Below are 16,682 nucleotides of genomic sequence, written 5' to 3' on the forward strand. Positions count from 1 at the left end.
AAATACCTTTAAGATAGAATATAAGAGATAAACAAGGAGGTTTTAACTTTGCCAAATCAAGTTGTAAAAGTTGAACATGTAGAAAAAATTTATGGTAAGAAAAATGAAAATCAATCGATCGCGTTAAAAGATATTTCATTCTCCATGCAAGAAGGAGAATTTATCGGTATCATGGGGCCATCTGGCTCTGGGAAAACTACACTATTAAATGTTCTTTCCACACTCGATCGGCCAACAAGCGGTGAAATCAGCATCGCCGGTCGTGACATTACAAAAATGAAAAACGATGAACTCGCTGACTTTCGGGCAAATTCACTCGGTTTCATCTTCCAAGACTTTAACCTACTTGAAAATTTAACACTTTATGAAAACATCGCTTTACCACTTTCTTTACAAGACGTAAAAGCGAAAAAAATCAAAGAACGTGTGGAAACTGTGGCTAAACAACTAGGCATTCAAGACATTTTAATGAAGTTTCCTGCAGAAGTTTCTGGCGGACAAAAACAACGGACAGCAGCGGCACGTGCGCTCGTCCACGAACCAGCCATCATCCTTGGTGATGAACCAACTGGAGCACTCGATTCAAAAAACGCACAAGGCTTACTTGAAGCGATGACAGAACTTAACCGCGAACAAGCCGTTTCAATTTTGATGGTAACGCATGACCCTCAAAGCGCAAGTTACTGTGAGCGCATCCTTTTCATCCAAGACGGCGTCCTTTACAAAGAATTAAAACGAACGGGCGAACGTAAAGCCTTTTACCAAGAAATTTTGGATGTACTGGCAACACTTGGTGCCGATCAGGACGGGGAGTGATTCGTATGTTACTAAAACTTGCACTCTCAAGCATTAAGACACGTCTCAAAGACTATATTGTACTTCTTATTGGTCTAGTGATGGCGATTTCGATTTTTTATATGTTCGAAACACTTGCTTTAAATTCTTCCTTCATTAAAGAAAACTCGATGATTTCAGCTGTTGGCTTTGTCTTCCACGCAGGATCCATTTTGCTAGCCATCATCACGGTTGCTTATACGATGTACGCAACATCTTTCCTATTTTCCTTACGACAACAAGAGTTTGGCATGTACATGACCCTTGGAGCTAAAAAACGTAAAATCTCGCTCATCATGTTCATTGAAACAATGTTCATCGGACTTTGTTCCCTTGTCATCGGACTGATTCTTGGAACCGTGTTAGCAGCTGTTGTCGGCAACCTTCTCATGAAACAGCTCGACTTCACATCAACAACTTATGCACCATTTTACTTACCATCTATGATTGTCACCATCATTTTCTTTGCAATTTTGTTCCTGCTCGCGGCTTTGTTTAACTTATTCCGCCTATCCAACGTCTCCATCTTAGATTTGATCCACGCTGATTCAAAAGCAGAACGTATCATTATCCGTAAGAAAGCAATCGTCTTTAAAGCGATTTTATCCATTATTTTACTTGCGATCGGCTACTACGCCATGATTGATATTAAAACGACTCAATTTGCGGGCATCATCGTTGCGCTCTTTACCATCACATTCGGAACTTACTTGTTTTTCGCAACTTTCTTGCCACTAATTATCCAAAAAATGCGTGACAAGCAAATCAAAAAAAGCAAACGGCTCAATTCTTTCACTTACGCTCAGTTAAGCTTCCGCATTAGCCAACTGTCACGCGTGCTTGCTACCGTGGCCATGCTTATCGCACTTGGAATGGGCGCAATTGCAGTTGGTTTCGCCTTTCAAAATAACGGGGTGCTTCTTGCCGAACAAGCATCACCATATGATGTCGTTCTTTCCAATCCAACGAAAGCGGAGCAAAAAGTGATTCGCTCAATGGACTTTAAGGAAGACTTCGACTATCATTTCAAAACAGATGACAAGGCTGTTTATTTCAATGTCAAAGAACTAAAAAAGCATCCCCCACTTGTATCAGGCTTTTCAACAGGCGAAGGTACTAAGATCTATCACCTTAAAGAAACGCCAAGTCCCGAAAGTGCTGCTTGGACACAGTTCATCAGCTCTTCCTTACCATCATCAACGCTTGGCACTCGTGAAATCAAGTTTGTCGATAGTCACGAATTTGATACGAAAAATCTAAAAGAAAATACACTTTTCATCGGAAAAGTTCCTGACTTCGAGAATAGCCTAACAAGTCTGAAGAAACTCGATCAACTTGAAAAAGAACGCTATAACGGAAAAGAAGAAATCCTCAGCAAATATGCGTCTTATTCGCAGTATAAAATCTTTGCAAACGGAACAGTCTTTATGGGATTCTTCCTTGGATTCGCTTTCCTAACAATGATGGCAAGCTCGCTCATGTTCAAAATTTTAACAGGAGCGACACAGGACATAAGACGTTACCAAATGCTTGAGAAAATTGGCGTCAAACGGAAACTGCTTGTTCAGTCCATCCGAAAAGAAATGTTCTTGATTTTCCTATTCCCAGGTATCATCGGCTTTGTCCATGTAGCAATCGGAATGAAAATGTTTGGTTTCTTGCTTATAAATCCTTATTATCGTTTCTTCATCCCTGTGCTACTGTTCTTAGCGATTTACGGCATTTACTATTTCATCACCGTTTGGCTTTATAAGAGCATCGTTTTAAAAAAAGATAAATAAAAAATAAGAAGCTAGCGCTACTAAGTTGTTTCTCCGCTAGCTTCTTATTTTTTGGTTTGCAGTTGCTTTTTGAAACATTCGCATCCCTTCTTCCATGACTTTTTAATCCCTTTACCCCAATTTTCTAGTTCTAATCAAGCCTCAATCCATGTTATACTAGTGCTAGACTGGAAAGCTAAGGGGGGCATCATTTGAAAAAAATAATCAACTATTTAGAGGGACACATTGAACCACTTATTGATTACTGGTTATCTACTTATTATGCAAAGTCTGACGAATACGAATTACGCAAAAATGTCGACGGCTTTTTAGATGCCCAGCGCAAAGAGACACTATCGTTATTTCATAAAGCATTCGAGAACATTCATAAAGGGTCTTACGTAGTTCCACTCTTTGAAGAAATTGGTGAAGATCGTCGTGACATGAATACAAGTTTCAAAGATGTATATACGAATTATCACGCGGTCTATACCGCAGCGATTGAATTCTTAGATGTTCAAATTCAAACCGGCAAGGTAGACTTTTCTCTTGAAGAATATAGCAAATTCATTTTGTTTTTCCGGAAACTTGAGATCAACTCTGGAAGGCACCTTTTCGAAGGCTTTTTACAAAGACAAGACTCTTCTTATTGAGGAGTCTTTTTTTGCGTTTAAAAGTCCCGCTCCCCGTTTCTTGCAAGAGTTCTTTAAAGGCCATTACTTTGTACAAAAAACTGGGAATGCTCATAATGATAGACCATTCGCGAAAAGTCAAATGGTTCTCCGGTGCTCAAATAAAATAATTCTTCGACAAATAGCGCTGGATCTCCTGCTTCCAGCTCTAAAAGCTCACTTTCTTTTTCATCAAGTTTCCTCACGTGTAAATATTTGTCAGAAAAACTGATCGTTAGTCCTAGCGCCTTTTCCACATAGTGAAACAACGATTCCTCGGCAATGCTTCTGCTTAAATAAGGGACATATTTCTGGCGGTAATACGATTCTTCAATACACAAAATTTGGTCGTTGATAAAACGCAACCGCTTCACGAAATAAACTTGCTCCTCTGCCGCACATTTTAAGTTCGCGCGCACTTCTTCATTTGGGCGAATCAGCTCCACCGCAAGAACTTTCGATTTCATTTGGAACTCTTTTAGATCTGCTGTAAAGCCTTGACTCTCTAGAAAATTGATGTAACCTGTCCTCTTCCTACGCCGAACGAAAACGCCACTACCTTGAATTTGATAGATCACGCCACGTTTTTCTAATATATTGAGTGCCTTGACAATCGTACTTTTACTAACATCATATTGCTTCATTAAATCTTGAAACGTCGGAAGCTTATCGCCTTGTTGCAGGTGATTATCAATGATGTTCTGCTCAATTTGTTCCACTACTTTTTGGTACTTTGACATTTTAATTCTCTCCCCGCTGTTCCCCGCTCATTTTTCACTTATCCTTCCCAATTATATAAAAAAGAAGCGGGATTGACAAATTGTGAGTGTTGAATTAAACTGTACATGCACAATATTTTTGAAAGGGGTTTCAGTAGAAGATGAGTAAAGTTAGAGATTATCAAAAATTAGCCGAAGATATTTTAGCCATCTTGCATGAAGAAAACATCATCAACGTAGCGCGTTGCGCGACCAGACTTAGAATTGTCCTTAAAGAAACACCTGAAGGCGCAAAGGAAAAAATCGCTTCCCTTCCTGGCGTTATCACCATCGTTTTAAATAACGGCCAGTTTCAAATCGTCATTGGTCCACATGTGGGCGAGGTGTATGATGCCTTTACAAGTCTCGTAAATGTACAAACGGATTCAAATGAGGACCAAAAAGGAAGCGTTATCAATCGAATCATCGCAACGATGTCTGCTGTTTTTGCGCCTTTCATTTACATACTTGCCGCAGCCGGCATCTTGCAGGGTTGTTTGATTTTAATCAACCTTGCTTTTCCGAGCTTTGCTAATACGGATACCTATCAAGTTTTTAGTTTGATTTCATGGGCACCATTCACCTTCTTGCCCATTTTCATTGCCATTACGGCATCCAAGCACTTCAAAGTGAATACCTATATTGCGGTAGCTTGTTGCGCGGCGCTCGTCTCGCCGGACTTAGCCAAAATTGCGGAATCCATCGCAAATGGGGATGCTCATAACTTTCTAGGTATTCCGCTTTCGCCAACCACCTATACCTCTTCTGTTTTACCGCCACTTATTCTCGTTTGGCTGTTAAGCTACTTAGAAAAATTTATTGAAAAACATCTTCCCGGCGTTATCAAGCCTTTACTCACGCCGTTTATTTGCCTCGTCATCATGGTTCCTGTTACCATTTTAGTTCTTGGTCCTGCTTCGGCTCTTTTAGCGAACGGAATCGCAAACGGTTACAACTATCTAGTTCAAGTTGCACCACCACTTGCAGGCGCGATCATCGGCGGCTTCTGGCAAGTGATCGTCATTTTCGGTGTTCACTGGGGCATCACGCCTGTTGTGCTCGCCAACTTCGATATGTACGGGCGCGACTCGTTCCAAGCATTTCAAACCATTGCCGTAGTGGCTCAAGTCGGTGCCGTGTTTGGCGTCTTGCTGAAAGCGCGCAGTAAAGAACTTAAAAACGTCTCGATGTCCGCTTTTATTACAGGAATCTTCGGGATAACAGAACCCGCTATTTATGGTGTTACGCTTCGCTTCAAAAAACCGTTCATCTATGGCTGTATTGCTGGGGCGATTGGTGCCATTGTCGCAAGCTTCTTCAATCCGTATTACTTCGCTTACGCGGGGCTACCAAGCTTAATCACGATCGTGAATGGGATTAACAGTGAATTCCCGTTATCCTTTATCGGGATTGTCATCGGGTGCGCGATTGCATTTTTCGGCGCGATGTTGCTTGTGCAATTCCTTGGCTTCGGCGAAACGAAAGAAGAAGATGAAGAACTAAAAAAAGAAGTGGATTTAAATGACACGCCAAAAGTGGCAGCTGGAGCCTCTTCAAGTCTGCAAGTGAAAAACTTGTCGATTCCTGCCCCAATAAAAGGGAAACGTTTGCCACTCGCAGATGTGCCAGATGAAGTTTTCAGGAGCGGCGCCATGGGACCCGGAATTGCGATCTTGCCAGAAGAAAACGAGGTGCGGGCACCATTTGACGGAGAAGTCGTGATGCTGACCGCTACAAAACATGCGATTGGGCTTCGGTCAAATGAAGGTGTGGAAATGCTTATCCATGTCGGTATTGATACTGTTAAACTAAACGGAGGACCTTTCACATATTTAGTGAAGGAAAAGCAACACGTCAAAAAAGGTGATTTACTATTAACGTTTGATCGCAAGCAAATTGAACAAGCTGGTTGTTCACTCATCACGCCAGTATTAATTACCAATGCAGAAGAATTTACGTCTGTAACACCACAAGAAACAGATGAAACGTCAACAGACCCAACTACTATTTTAGCGATTACAAATACGATTTAATCGGAGGGAAACGAATCATGCAAAAAGATTTTTTATGGGGTGGCGCGCTAGCTGCCCATCAATTTGAAGGCGGATGGAACCAAGGAGGAAAAGGACCGAGCGTTATCGACGTGATGACGGCCGGTGCACACGGGGTTCCACGTAAAATCACCGAAGAAATCGAAACAGACGAATTTTATCCCAATCATGAAGCGATTGATTTTTATCATCACTATAAAGAGGATATTGCGCTTTTTGCCGAAATGGGCTTAAAATGCCTGCGAACATCTATCGCTTGGACAAGGATTTTTCCAAATGGTGACGAAACGGAGCCAAATGAAGAAGGCTTGAAATTTTATGATGCTGTTTTTGACGAACTATTGGCAAATGGCATCGAACCTGTTATCACACTTTCCCATTTTGAAATGCCACTTCACTTAGCTCGCGAATACGGTGGTTTCCGGAATCGCCAAGTGATCGACTTCTTCGTTCGCTTTGCCGAAACTTGCTTCGAGCGTTATCAACATAAAGTGAAATACTGGATGACCTTTAACGAAATCAATAATCAAATGGATACGAACAATCCCATTTTCTTATGGACAAATTCTGGTGTAAAAGTAGCACCCGGGGAAAATGCCAAAGAAGTGATGTATCAAGTAGCACACAACGAACTCGTTGCAAGCGCAAGAGCCGTCTCAATCGGAAAAGCCATCAATCCTGAATTCCAAATTGGCTGCATGGTTTCTCACGTTCCAATCTACCCTTATTCCTGCAATCCAGCAGATATTATGGCAGCCGAAGAAGCGATGCACCAACGTTTCTTCTTCGCTGATGTTCACGTACGTGGTCACTATCCACGTTACGCGCTAAAAGAATTTGAACGTGAAGGCTATCAAATTGATATCCGTGATGAAGATCTAGAAGCCCTTCAAAAAGGAACCGTTGATTACATCGGCTTCAGCTACTACATGTCAACCACCGTAAAAGCTGATGTGAAACAAGATAATACTGGCGACGTTGTCAATGGTGGCTTGCCAAACGGCATTGACAATCCTTATATCGAAACAAGCGATTGGGGCTGGGCTATTGATCCGGAAGGCTTGCGCTACACCCTAAACCGCTTATACGATCGCTACGAGCTTCCTCTTTTCATCGTTGAAAACGGATTTGGAGCTATTGATATACTGGAAGAAAACGGTCAAATTCATGATGACGCACGGATTGAATACTTGCGGAAGCATATTAAAGCGCTCGAAAAAGCCGTCGATTATGATGGCGTTGAACTGATGGGCTACACGCCTTGGGGAATCATCGACCTCGTTTCCTTCACGACAGGCGAAATGAAAAAACGCTATGGCATGATTTACGTGGACCGTGATAACGAAGGAAATGGCTCCATGAAACGCTACAAAAAAGATTCCTTCGATTGGTACAAAAAAGTGATTGCAACAAACGGCAAAGACCTTTTCTAGAATCAGAAAGGCTACCTTAAACAAATTAATTCCTCATATAAAAAGCAGCACACAAGTAAGAACTTTTTACTCGTGTGCTGCTTTTTTAAATCAGTCAGCTTGGCTAAACCGAAATGTCGTTACATAATTTACAGTTTCTCCTTTTTCCAAGAGTGGACTTGCAAAATTCGTTTGATTCACCGCATTTGGATAAAATTGTGTTTCCAAACAAAGGGCAGCATTTTTTTCATAAGTCGTCTTTTCTTTGCCACAAACACCATCCAAACCATTTCCCGTATAAAGTTGCAAGCCAGGTAAATTAGTGGCTACTTCCATTAAAATGCCACTTTCGTCTCCTTTAACGCTTGCTACTTTTGCAAAAACATCCTTAGCTTTATCCAGCGCATAATTATGATCGTAGCCGCCTGCTTGTATCAATTGTTCAAACTCTGGAACCGCTCCAATTGCTCGCATCGTCCGAAAATCCATCGGCGTATGCGCAACAGGAACCACTTCGCCCGTTGGAATCAAGTCCCGTTTTGCAACAGGTGTATAATGTGCAGCCTCAATTTGTAGCAAATGTTTATGGATTTGACCACTCGCATGCCCATTCAAATTAAAATAACTGTGATTTGTTGGATTAAAAACTGTTGTCTCGTCACTTTGGCCACGATAAGATATTCGTACCGTATTATCCTCAAGCAATTGATACGACACTACAAACTTCAAAGTGCCCGGAAAACCCTGATCGCCATCTGGACTAATCAACTGAAAGACAATTCGATTGTTTGCCTCATCCAGTTCCGCAATATCAAAAAGCCGGAACTCATAGCCATTTGGCCCACTGTGCAAACTATTTTCTCCTTCATTCGCTGGCAGCAAATACGACTTCCCTAAAAGCTCAAATCGAGCCCCAGCAATTCGGTTCGCACTCCGTCCAATCGTCGCTCCAAACTTATCAACATTCGTCACATATCCATCAAAGTCCGGATACCCGAGCACTACATCCCGTAACCTCTTAGATCCGTCCCGAACCCACAAATTCGTCATTACAGCCCCTAAATCACTAACAACAAGCTTCATTCCAGACTTATTTTCAAACGAATACAAATGTACTTCACGACCATTCGGCAAGAACCCGAAGTGTTGCTTCTCCATCTCGCTCCCTCCTACCAGCCAAAATTAGGCGGTGGTTGCACCACCGCCCCACTTATCATTTAATAACCACTGTTTCCAAGTCAACTAACTTTGCCCAAGTCAAAATTTGATCCGTTGTTAAGTTCAGAGATACAACCGTGTGGTGGCCTCCGCCAGCTTCAATCCATGCATGAACCCCTTCATGGAACCCTGGTTTCACTTCCCATAAAACTCGTGCTACTGGTAAATTCGGCGCGGGTTCTGTTGGTTCAAACGCCGTCACTTCGTTGATCAAAAGTTTATAATGCGTGCCAAAGTCCGCCATCGATACGACTACGCCTTCCCCTGCTTTCCCGTCAAAAACTAGTCTTGCCGGATCTTCACGGTCTCCCATAGAAAGCGGCGAAACAACAATTTTTGGTTTGTTCACTGCAAGCGTTGGATCAACTTCCATCATATGTGATTCCAAAATCGCTTCCTTTCCAGCCGCTAGCTCATACGTATAATCTTCCATAAACCCAGTATTTTCGTTACGAGCCATCACTTTCATCAATCGGTCAATCGCTGCTGTTTTCCAGTCTCCTTCCCCAGCAAAACCATATCCATCTGCCATTAAACGTTGCACCGCAAGTCCTGGAAGTTGCTGCATGCCATACAGATCTTCAAAATTCGACGTGAAGGCATTATATCCACCTTCCTCTAAGAAACGTCGAATCCCAATTTCTTGACGCGCTTGAACTTTCACATGTGCTTCCCACTTGGACTGCTCATAATCGCCGTAATCAAACTCATAAAGTTTTCGATACTCTTCAAATAACGCATCTACTTCCGCATCCGTTACCGCATCCACCACTTGAACGAGATCCCCGATGCCAAAATAATCAACTACCCATCCAAACTGAATCTGTGCCTCTACTTTGTCGCCTTCTGTCACACCTACATTCCGCATGTTGTCACCGAAGCGAGCCACTTTAATTGCAAAACTTTCATTGTAAGCAACCGCAACGTCCATCCAGTCAGCCACTTGTTTCATCACAGATTCTGAATTCCAATAACCAACAACAATTTTGTTTCGTTTGTCCAGTCTCGCATTAATGAACCCATATTCGCGGTCGCCATGTGCAGATTGATTTAAATTCATGAAATCCATATCAATCGTTTTCCACGGAATGCTTTCATTAAATTGTGTAGCTAAGTGAAGCAAAGGTTTTTGCAACAATTTCGTGCCGCGAATCCACATTTTCGCTGGTGAAAAAGTATGCATCCAAGTAATCACGCCTGCCACTTCATCCCGGTAATTCACTTCTTTCATGATGTTCGTAATCGTGTCTGCACTTACTGCAAGTTCTTTTAAGACAATCGGATAAGGCATTTTCCCGCTGTTATTTAAAGCATCAACCATTTCCTCCGCATCTTTTTTTACACTGCGCAATGCTTCTTCCCCGTACAAGTGTTGTGACCCTACAACAAACCAAAATTCTTTTTCTGCTAATTTCATCATTTGTTTCAGCTCCTTTTATTTTTCTTGTCCATAATAAGCATCTTTGCCATGTTTTCTTAAGTAATGCTTATCAAGAATGCGCTTTGGCAATTCTTCCGCATAACTATTCAATTGTAGCGTATAGAAATTCATCCGACAAACCTCTTCCAAAACGACCGCATTCATGACCGCACTCGCCGCATCTTTTCCCCAAGTAAATGGACCATGGCCATGTAAAAGTACGCCCGGTACATCAAGCGGCTTGATATTTCGTTCTTCAAAAGTTTCCACAATAACTTTTCCTGTCTCGTGCTCATAACCTGCATCAATTTCTTTTTGTGACAGAAAACGCGCGCATGGAACTGTACCGTAAAATGTATCTGCATGTGTTGTCCCCATCGCAGGAACATCTTGACCCGCTTGAGACCAGATAGTTGCCCAAGGTGAGTGCGTGTGTACGATTCCTCCTAGGCCAGGAAAAGTTTGATAAAGCACTGCATGCGTTGGCGTATCTGAAGAAGGATTTAATTCACCTTCAATCACATGATTTTCGAGATCAACGACAACCATATCCGAAGCTTTCATTTCTTCGTAGCTCACTCCACTTGGCTTAATAACAAAGTAACCCGAATCCGGATCAAAAGCGCTAACATTTCCCCAAGTGTATTGAATTAATCCTCGTTCTGGTAGTTCCAGATTGGCTCGAAAAACCTCTTCTTTCAAATGTTCTAGCATTTCGCATTCCCCATTTCTTAAATCAATTTCTGGATGGCTATTTTTTCAATTTCAATCCCTTCCCGGTAACGTTCCATAAATACACGATACCCTTCCATATCCGCTTCTGTTGGCGCAATCGTTATGCCTTCATCTTCGCCAAACACCTTTCGCTCAAGGAAGTCGCTTAAATCCGCGTCAGCACTTTCTAAAAAGGCAGCAAGAAGCGCAATTCCCCAAGCGCCGCCTTCACTCGCTGTTTCCATAACCGTAACTGGTGCTTCCATCGCAGCTGCTAAAATTCGTTGTCCAACTTCTGGCGTTTTGAAAATCCCACCGTGCCCGACAAGCTTATCAATTTGAACGTCCTCTTCTTTTAAGATATCTAGGCCGATACGCATCGCTCCAAAAGCACTTGCTAAGTGACAGCGCATAAAATTTGCCAAGTTAAACTTGCTTTCTGGCGAGCGAACAAAAAGGGGTCTTCCTTCATTCACTCCTGTAATATTTTCACCAGAGTAGTAGCCATAAGAAAGGAGCCCACCACAATCTGGGTCACCTTTAAGCGCTTCTTTAAATAGCACGGAAAACAGTCGATCAGTACGCACTTCAAGGCCAAGTGCCTCTGTCATTTCTTGAAAAAGCTTCATCCAAGCATTAATATCTGAAGAACAATTGTTTGTGTGAACCATCCCAACTAAATCCCCAGACGGCGTTGTTACTATGTCAATTTCTGGGTGCACTTTTTTTAATTCCTCGGAAAGTACGATCATCGCAAACGCAGATGTGCCAACGGATATATTCCCCGTCCGCTTAGCCACGCTGTTCGTCGCAACCATCCCAGTTCCGGCATCGCCTTCTGGAGGGCAAAGCGGGATCCCTGGTTCGAGATTTCCAGTAGGATCGAGCAGATAGGCGCCTTCTTGTGTAAGTTTTCCTGCTTGCTCTCCCGCCAGTAAAACTTTAGGTAGAATCTTTTCAATCGAAAGTGGGATGCCTGATTTTCTTGCAAGTGAATCAAATATTTCAACCTTTTTCGGATGGTAGTTTTTTGTCGCAAGATCTATCGGAAACATGCCAGAAGCATCTCCGATTCCGATTACTTTTTCACCTGTTAACTGCCAGTGCACATACCCTGCAAGTGTTGTCAAAAAATCCACTTGTCCAACGTGCGCTTCTTGATTCAAAATCGCCTGATACAAATGAGCAATACTCCAACGCTGGGGAATATTATATTCAAAAGCTTGCGTTAATTTTTTTTCAGCTTCTTCCGTAATTGAATTTCGCCAAGTTCTAAAAGGAACGAGTAATTGTCCTTCTTGGTTAAAAGCCATATAACCATGCATCATTGCGCTAAAGCCTATCGAACCGACCGATCGAAGTGTTTCACCATATTTTTCAAAGACCTCGGAGGCGAGCTTTCGATAACTCATGCGTAAGCCCTTCCAAATATCATCTAGCGAATACGTCCAAATCCCGTTTTCCAATTGATTTTCCCATTCATAGCTACCGGAAGCGATGGGTTTAAATTTTGAATCAATCAACACAGCTTTAATTCGAGTCGAACCAAATTCAATCCCTAAAGATGTACGGTTATCTATTACATCCAACATTTCTTGAGCTTTTACTTCTTCTGTCGTTTTAATCGGAAAAACCTCCCTCAAAACATGTGATCAAATCATTGCTTAAGTATAGCGCTTACATTCTTAATTTAACTTTTTTGTACGTACATGTCAACCGAAAATAAAAAAAATGTCAAAAACCCCTTGTTATGTACGTACAAATATTGTACAATAAAAGCGCTTACAGAAATACCGGTCGAATTATTGCAAACCTATTCTCAAAAAATAAGGGGTTGACAAAAAAATGAAAAAAGAAAAGAAAATCTCCGCTTCATTCATTTATTTCTTTGGAGCATTCGGGGGAATCCTTTTTGGTTATGACATCGGGGTAATGACTGGAGCCTTACCATTTTTACAAAACGACTGGAACCTAGCTGGACATGCTGGTCTAATCGGTTGGATTACCTCTTCCGTCATGCTTGGCGCGATTTTCGGTGGGGCAATGGCAGGGATGCTTTCCGATAAACTTGGGCGTCGTAAAATGATCTTGATTTCTGCTATCATATTTGTAATCGGTTCCATTCTTTGTGGAATTTCCCCTCATAACGGACAATACTACTTAATCGCGGTTCGTGTTTTACTCGGACTCGCTGTCGGTGCTGCATCAGCACTTGTTCCATCTTACATGTCAGAAATGGCACCTGCAAAACTTCGTGGCCGCTTATCCGGCATTAACCAAGTAATGATCGTTTCTGGAATGTTACTATCTTATATCGTTGACTTTCTCTTGAAAGGATTACCAGAAGAATGGGCTTGGCGTTTAATGCTTGGCATGGCTGCATTACCAGCACTCATCCTCTTCTTTGGTGTCCTAGCGCTACCTGAATCGCCTCGCTTCCTAGTTAAATCGAAAAAATTAGATGAAGCAAAAAAAGTACTGAGCTATATTCGCAAACCCGAAGAAGTGGACAAAGAACTTGATCAAATTCTTAAAACCGCTGAGCAAGAAAAGCAAGTGGCGCATACAACAAATTGGGGAACCCTTCTCACTGGTCGTTATCGTCATCTTGTCATCGCTGGAATTGGCGTCGCGGCCTTCCAGCAATTCCAAGGCGCTAACGCAATTTTCTACTACATTCCACTCATCGTGGAAAAAGCAACCGGACATGCCGCAAGCGAAGCACTAATGTGGCCAATTATCCAAGGTATCATCCTAGTTCTTGGTGCCTTGTTCTTCCTTGTCATTGCAGATAAATTCAATCGCCGCACCTTGTTAACCGTTGGTGGAACAGTGATGGGGCTATCTTTCATCTTGCCTGCCGTCTTAAACACCTTTATGAAGGCTGATGCAAATCCAATGATGATCATCGCATTTCTTTGCATCTACGTTGCTTTTTACTCTTGTACATGGGCGCCCCTTACTTGGGTGATCGTCGGGGAAATCTTTCCACTCGCAATCCGAGGCCGCGCATCTGGTCTTGCCTCTTCCTTCAACTGGATTGGATCATTCCTTGTCGGACTTCTGTTCCCTATCATGACTGCATCCATGTCACAAGAAATGGTGTTTGCCATTTTCGGGATCATTTGTTTTCTTGGAGTGCTGTTTATTCGTTTCTACGTACCCGAAACACGTGGACATACGCTTGAAGAAATCGAACAACAAGCTGCTGCAAAATCCCATAAATAAAACAACGGGTCTAGCGTGAACAAGCTTGTTCATGCTAGACCCGTTGTTACTTTTATAAGCATTCTATTTTCTTCACGGAATCTCGCTCAATTAGTTTCGGCTCATAAAGAATATCCGCTTCTGCTTTCCCCGCTTCAATCGTTCGAACAATCCAACTTGCCGCATCCGTCCCCATTTGTTCTTTGGGATGACTAAGCGTTGTCAATTTGACACTTCCAATCCGGCTGAGCACTGAATCATCATTTCCAATAATCGAGAAATCGTCGGGAATTTTATAGCCGCGCCCTGCAAGTTCAATCGTCAGCAAATTAGCAATTTGGTCGTTATAACAAATAATCCCCGTCACGTCTCCTATTTGAAGGCGCGCAACAATTTCTTGAATCACTTGTCCAAATGATTCAGTTGTATAAGTAATCACATCATTTGCTGAAAACTGAATTTCATTTTCTTCACATGCCTCAATGAATCCTTTCAAGCGATATTTTCCTTGCAAGTCATCCGTTTTCGTCACGAAAAGTAAATTCCGATGCCCATTTTGAATCATAAACTCCGTTCCCAAATAGCCACCTTTTACGTCATCCACACAAATTGAAGGGACATTTAATTCCTCATAAACCGCATTAATCATAACAAGCGGAATCCCCCGTTCTCGCAAGCGAACGTAAAGCGCAAGATTTGGATTATAAAGCGCACTTTTCGTAGGTTCGACAATTAAACCGTCAACCCCGTGATCCATCATCTTTTCTAAACATTCTCGTTCCTCCGCATAATCATTGTTAGTGCTTGCCAGTAGCAAAGAATAATTTTCATTCCGAAGCGTGCTTTCAATCCCCCTGATAATCGTCGGGAAAATATAGTCGGATAAGTACGTCGTAATAACGCCAATTGTCTTATGACCTGTCCTGTTATTAGGAGTATTCAGTGATTTATAGCGCTCATCGACATACGTCCCTGAACCCTTTTCCTTGCGCAAGAAACCATCTGAAACAAGCACAGAAATCGCTTGCCTAACTGTGTGACGACTCACGCCATAGTCCTTCTGCAACTGAAGTTCTGGCGGAATCGCCGAATCGGGCGGATAAATCCCCGCTAAAATTTTGGTACGTATCTCTTCCGCAATCGTTTGATACTTAGATTGATTCATAAATAGATTCCTTTCCGTCCGAAAATCCTTTATCACTAGATTAACAAAAAAAGGCGCTACATGCTAACCCCACTTCAAGAACAAAGTAAAAATTTCATCGCTTCATTTTAAAACTTCCACTTCATTATACAACTTTACCAAATTCAGTTACAATAGCTTAAAAGCCATCTCAATTGAATTTCTTAGTTGAAAGGATGAACAACTTGAAAATTTTAGTTACTGGCGGTTCAGGCTTCATTGGAAGTCATTTCTTGCGCCAATATGTCCAGTCAAATCCAAATCATACGTTTTTCAACCTAGACAAACTGACCTATGCCAGTACACCTATAAACGAAGAACTGCAACATCATCCCAATTACCAATTTGGTGAAATCGACCTTTACGATGCCGCTTCGACAGCAGAAACCATCCAAAATTTCGCTCCTGATATCATCGTTCACTTTGCCGCTGAAACCCATGTTGACCGCAGCATTAATGACGGGCGTCCCTTTTTGCATAGCAACATCGAAGGCACTTATAACTTGCTTGTCGCCGCACGTGACTTTTGGAAAGATGATCTCGCTAACAAGCGGTTTCACTATGTCAGCACAGATGAAATTTTTGGCTCGATCGAAACGGGTAGTTTTGATGAAAATTCGAAGATTCAGCCGCAAAATGTTTATTCGGCTAGCAAAGCATCTGCGCATCAGCTCGTCTTGGTTTTCCAAAATACCTATCAATTACCCATCTCGATTTCAATCTGTAGCAACAACTTTGGCCCCTTCCAGCACCGCGAAAAATTCATTCCAACGTTGATCGAAAATGCCCTAGCTAAAAAACCAATTCCTATTTATGGTAGCGGCTTAAATGTCCGCGACTGGATCTATGTGGAAGATCACTGCCGCGCAATTTGGGAGATTATTACGACGCCTACTTTTTGTTTTGAAACCTTCAATATCAGCGCTCAAAACAGATATACCAACCTTGAAATCGCTCAAAAAGTCCTTATGCAGCTCTCTAAAGAAACAGGCGAACATTATTTCCAATTAATCGAACATGTTGAAGATCGCAAAGGGCATGATTTAAGATACGCCCTTAATCCTGCTAAATTTTTGCGATATTCCAACTGGCGTCCTCAATTTTCACTAGAAGCAGGATTAGAAAAAACGATTGACTTTTACTTGCATCGAAATAATTAATTTTCAGCCGCAGCAGATAAATACAAACTTTTTTCAAGCTATTTTATCTGCTTTCTGGCTTTCTTTTTTTATTTTCTAGTCTTACAAATTTTTTTCTCGAGAAAAACATCACTTTAAGTCATTACACCGTTTTTCTAGGCGCTTTTCCCTAATCAGAATCGGTGCTATAATCAGTTTTGCAAGCAGTTTATGGTGGTGGCAGATCTCCAGATTACAAGGGCAAGTGATACACTCCCTATAAAGTAGACACTAGGAATAAAAAATCTAGTTCACTTTAGAAGGAGTGTATTTTGT

Annotated in this window: 13 protein-coding genes; 7 read left to right on the top strand and 6 right to left on the bottom strand. The window is 41.9% G+C overall.

The annotated features are described in order from the left end of the window. Positions 1-48: 48 nt before the first annotated feature. The 3 genes from HCK02_RS10445 to HCK02_RS10455 all read left to right on the top strand — a co-directional run bounded on the left by HCK02_RS10445 (position 49) and on the right by HCK02_RS10455 (position 3,247). A complete protein-coding gene (locus HCK02_RS10445) occupies positions 49-816 on the top strand; it encodes an ABC transporter ATP-binding protein (RefSeq protein WP_167630056.1) in 768 nt (255 codons plus the stop codon). 5 nt (positions 817-821) lie between these two features. Further along, positions 822-2,615, top strand: coding sequence for an ABC transporter permease (locus HCK02_RS10450; protein ID WP_167630057.1), 1,794 nt, complete (start codon positions 822-824; stop codon positions 2,613-2,615). Between the two features lie 191 nt (positions 2,616-2,806). Beyond that, on the top strand, positions 2,807-3,247 hold the full coding sequence (locus tag HCK02_RS10455) for a hypothetical protein (protein ID WP_167630058.1): 441 nt from the start codon (positions 2,807-2,809) through the stop codon (positions 3,245-3,247). Between the two features lie 53 nt (positions 3,248-3,300). On the opposite strand, the gene HCK02_RS10460 is transcribed toward HCK02_RS10455, so the two are convergent. Then, on the bottom strand, positions 3,301-4,005 hold the full coding sequence (locus tag HCK02_RS10460; RefSeq protein WP_167630059.1) for a GntR family transcriptional regulator: 705 nt from the start codon (positions 4,003-4,005) through the stop codon (positions 3,301-3,303). A 140-nt stretch (positions 4,006-4,145) separates the two neighbouring features. On the opposite strand from HCK02_RS10460, the gene HCK02_RS10465 reads away from it, so the two are divergent. Beyond that, positions 4,146-6,056, top strand: a complete 1,911-nt coding sequence (locus HCK02_RS10465) for a beta-glucoside-specific PTS transporter subunit IIABC (RefSeq protein WP_167630060.1) — start codon at positions 4,146-4,148, stop codon at positions 6,054-6,056. A gap of 17 nt (positions 6,057-6,073) precedes the next feature. Next, positions 6,074-7,507 carry a 6-phospho-beta-glucosidase BglA gene (bglA, locus tag HCK02_RS10470; protein WP_167630061.1) on the top strand — a complete coding sequence of 478 codons (1,434 nt, stop codon included), beginning with the start codon at positions 6,074-6,076 and terminating at the stop codon, positions 7,505-7,507. Between the two features lie 90 nt (positions 7,508-7,597). Here the strand turns inward: bglA and HCK02_RS10475 are convergent, their stop codons facing one another. The 4 genes from HCK02_RS10475 to HCK02_RS10490 are packed head-to-tail and all read right to left on the bottom strand — an operon-like array spanning position 7,598 to position 12,430. Further along, the gene (locus tag HCK02_RS10475) at positions 7,598-8,644 is read right to left on the bottom strand and encodes an aldose epimerase family protein (protein WP_167630062.1); all 1,047 of its coding nucleotides are present in this window, start codon (positions 8,642-8,644) and stop codon (positions 7,598-7,600) included. Positions 8,645-8,699: 55 nt separating this feature from the next. Then, the gene (gene araA, locus HCK02_RS10480) at positions 8,700-10,124 is read right to left on the bottom strand and encodes an L-arabinose isomerase (RefSeq protein ID WP_167630063.1); all 1,425 of its coding nucleotides are present in this window, start codon (positions 10,122-10,124) and stop codon (positions 8,700-8,702) included. Between the two features lie 15 nt (positions 10,125-10,139). Beyond that, entirely contained in the window at positions 10,140-10,838 is a 699-nt protein-coding gene (locus HCK02_RS10485) for an L-ribulose-5-phosphate 4-epimerase (RefSeq protein WP_167630064.1), read from the bottom strand. A 17-nt stretch (positions 10,839-10,855) separates the two neighbouring features. Further along, positions 10,856-12,430, bottom strand: a complete 1,575-nt coding sequence (locus HCK02_RS10490; RefSeq protein ID WP_167630065.1) for a xylulokinase — start codon at positions 12,428-12,430, stop codon at positions 10,856-10,858. Between the two features lie 253 nt (positions 12,431-12,683). Here HCK02_RS10490 and HCK02_RS10495 point away from each other — a divergent pair, with 253 nt between their 5' ends. Next, on the top strand, positions 12,684-14,066 hold the full coding sequence (locus HCK02_RS10495; RefSeq protein WP_167630066.1) for a sugar porter family MFS transporter: 1,383 nt from the start codon (positions 12,684-12,686) through the stop codon (positions 14,064-14,066). Positions 14,067-14,118: 52 nt separating this feature from the next. Here the strand turns inward: HCK02_RS10495 and HCK02_RS10500 are convergent, their stop codons facing one another. Beyond that, entirely contained in the window at positions 14,119-15,210 is a 1,092-nt protein-coding gene (locus HCK02_RS10500) for a GntR family transcriptional regulator (protein ID WP_167630067.1), read from the bottom strand. 203 nt (positions 15,211-15,413) lie between these two features. Between HCK02_RS10500 and HCK02_RS10505 the strand changes: the two genes are divergently transcribed. Further along, on the top strand, positions 15,414-16,388 hold the full coding sequence (locus tag HCK02_RS10505) for a dTDP-glucose 4,6-dehydratase (protein WP_167630068.1): 975 nt from the start codon (positions 15,414-15,416) through the stop codon (positions 16,386-16,388). Positions 16,389-16,682 lie beyond the last annotated feature (294 nt).

Source organism: Listeria valentina (assembly GCF_011800755.1).
GTDB classification, from domain to species: domain Bacteria; phylum Bacillota; class Bacilli; order Lactobacillales; family Listeriaceae; genus Listeria; species Listeria valentina.

Coding starts and splice junctions, on each gene's coding strand:
- HCK02_RS10450 (WP_167630057.1), top strand. CDS start 822: ATGTTACTAAAACTTGCACTCTCAAGCATTAAGACACGTCTCAAAGAC.
- HCK02_RS10460 (WP_167630059.1), bottom strand. CDS start 4,005: ATGTCAAAGTACCAAAAAGTAGTGGAACAAATTGAGCAGAACATCATT.
- HCK02_RS10465 (WP_167630060.1), top strand. CDS start 4,146: ATGAGTAAAGTTAGAGATTATCAAAAATTAGCCGAAGATATTTTAGCC.
- bglA (WP_167630061.1), top strand. CDS start 6,074: ATGCAAAAAGATTTTTTATGGGGTGGCGCGCTAGCTGCCCATCAATTT.
- HCK02_RS10475 (WP_167630062.1), bottom strand. CDS start 8,644: ATGGAGAAGCAACACTTCGGGTTCTTGCCGAATGGTCGTGAAGTACAT.
- araA (WP_167630063.1), bottom strand. CDS start 10,124: ATGATGAAATTAGCAGAAAAAGAATTTTGGTTTGTTGTAGGGTCACAA.
- HCK02_RS10485 (WP_167630064.1), bottom strand. CDS start 10,838: ATGCTAGAACATTTGAAAGAAGAGGTTTTTCGAGCCAATCTGGAACTA.
- HCK02_RS10490 (WP_167630065.1), bottom strand. CDS start 12,430: ATGTTGGATGTAATAGATAACCGTACATCTTTAGGGATTGAATTTGGT.
- HCK02_RS10495 (WP_167630066.1), top strand. CDS start 12,684: ATGAAAAAAGAAAAGAAAATCTCCGCTTCATTCATTTATTTCTTTGGA.
- HCK02_RS10500 (WP_167630067.1), bottom strand. CDS start 15,210: ATGAATCAATCTAAGTATCAAACGATTGCGGAAGAGATACGTACCAAA.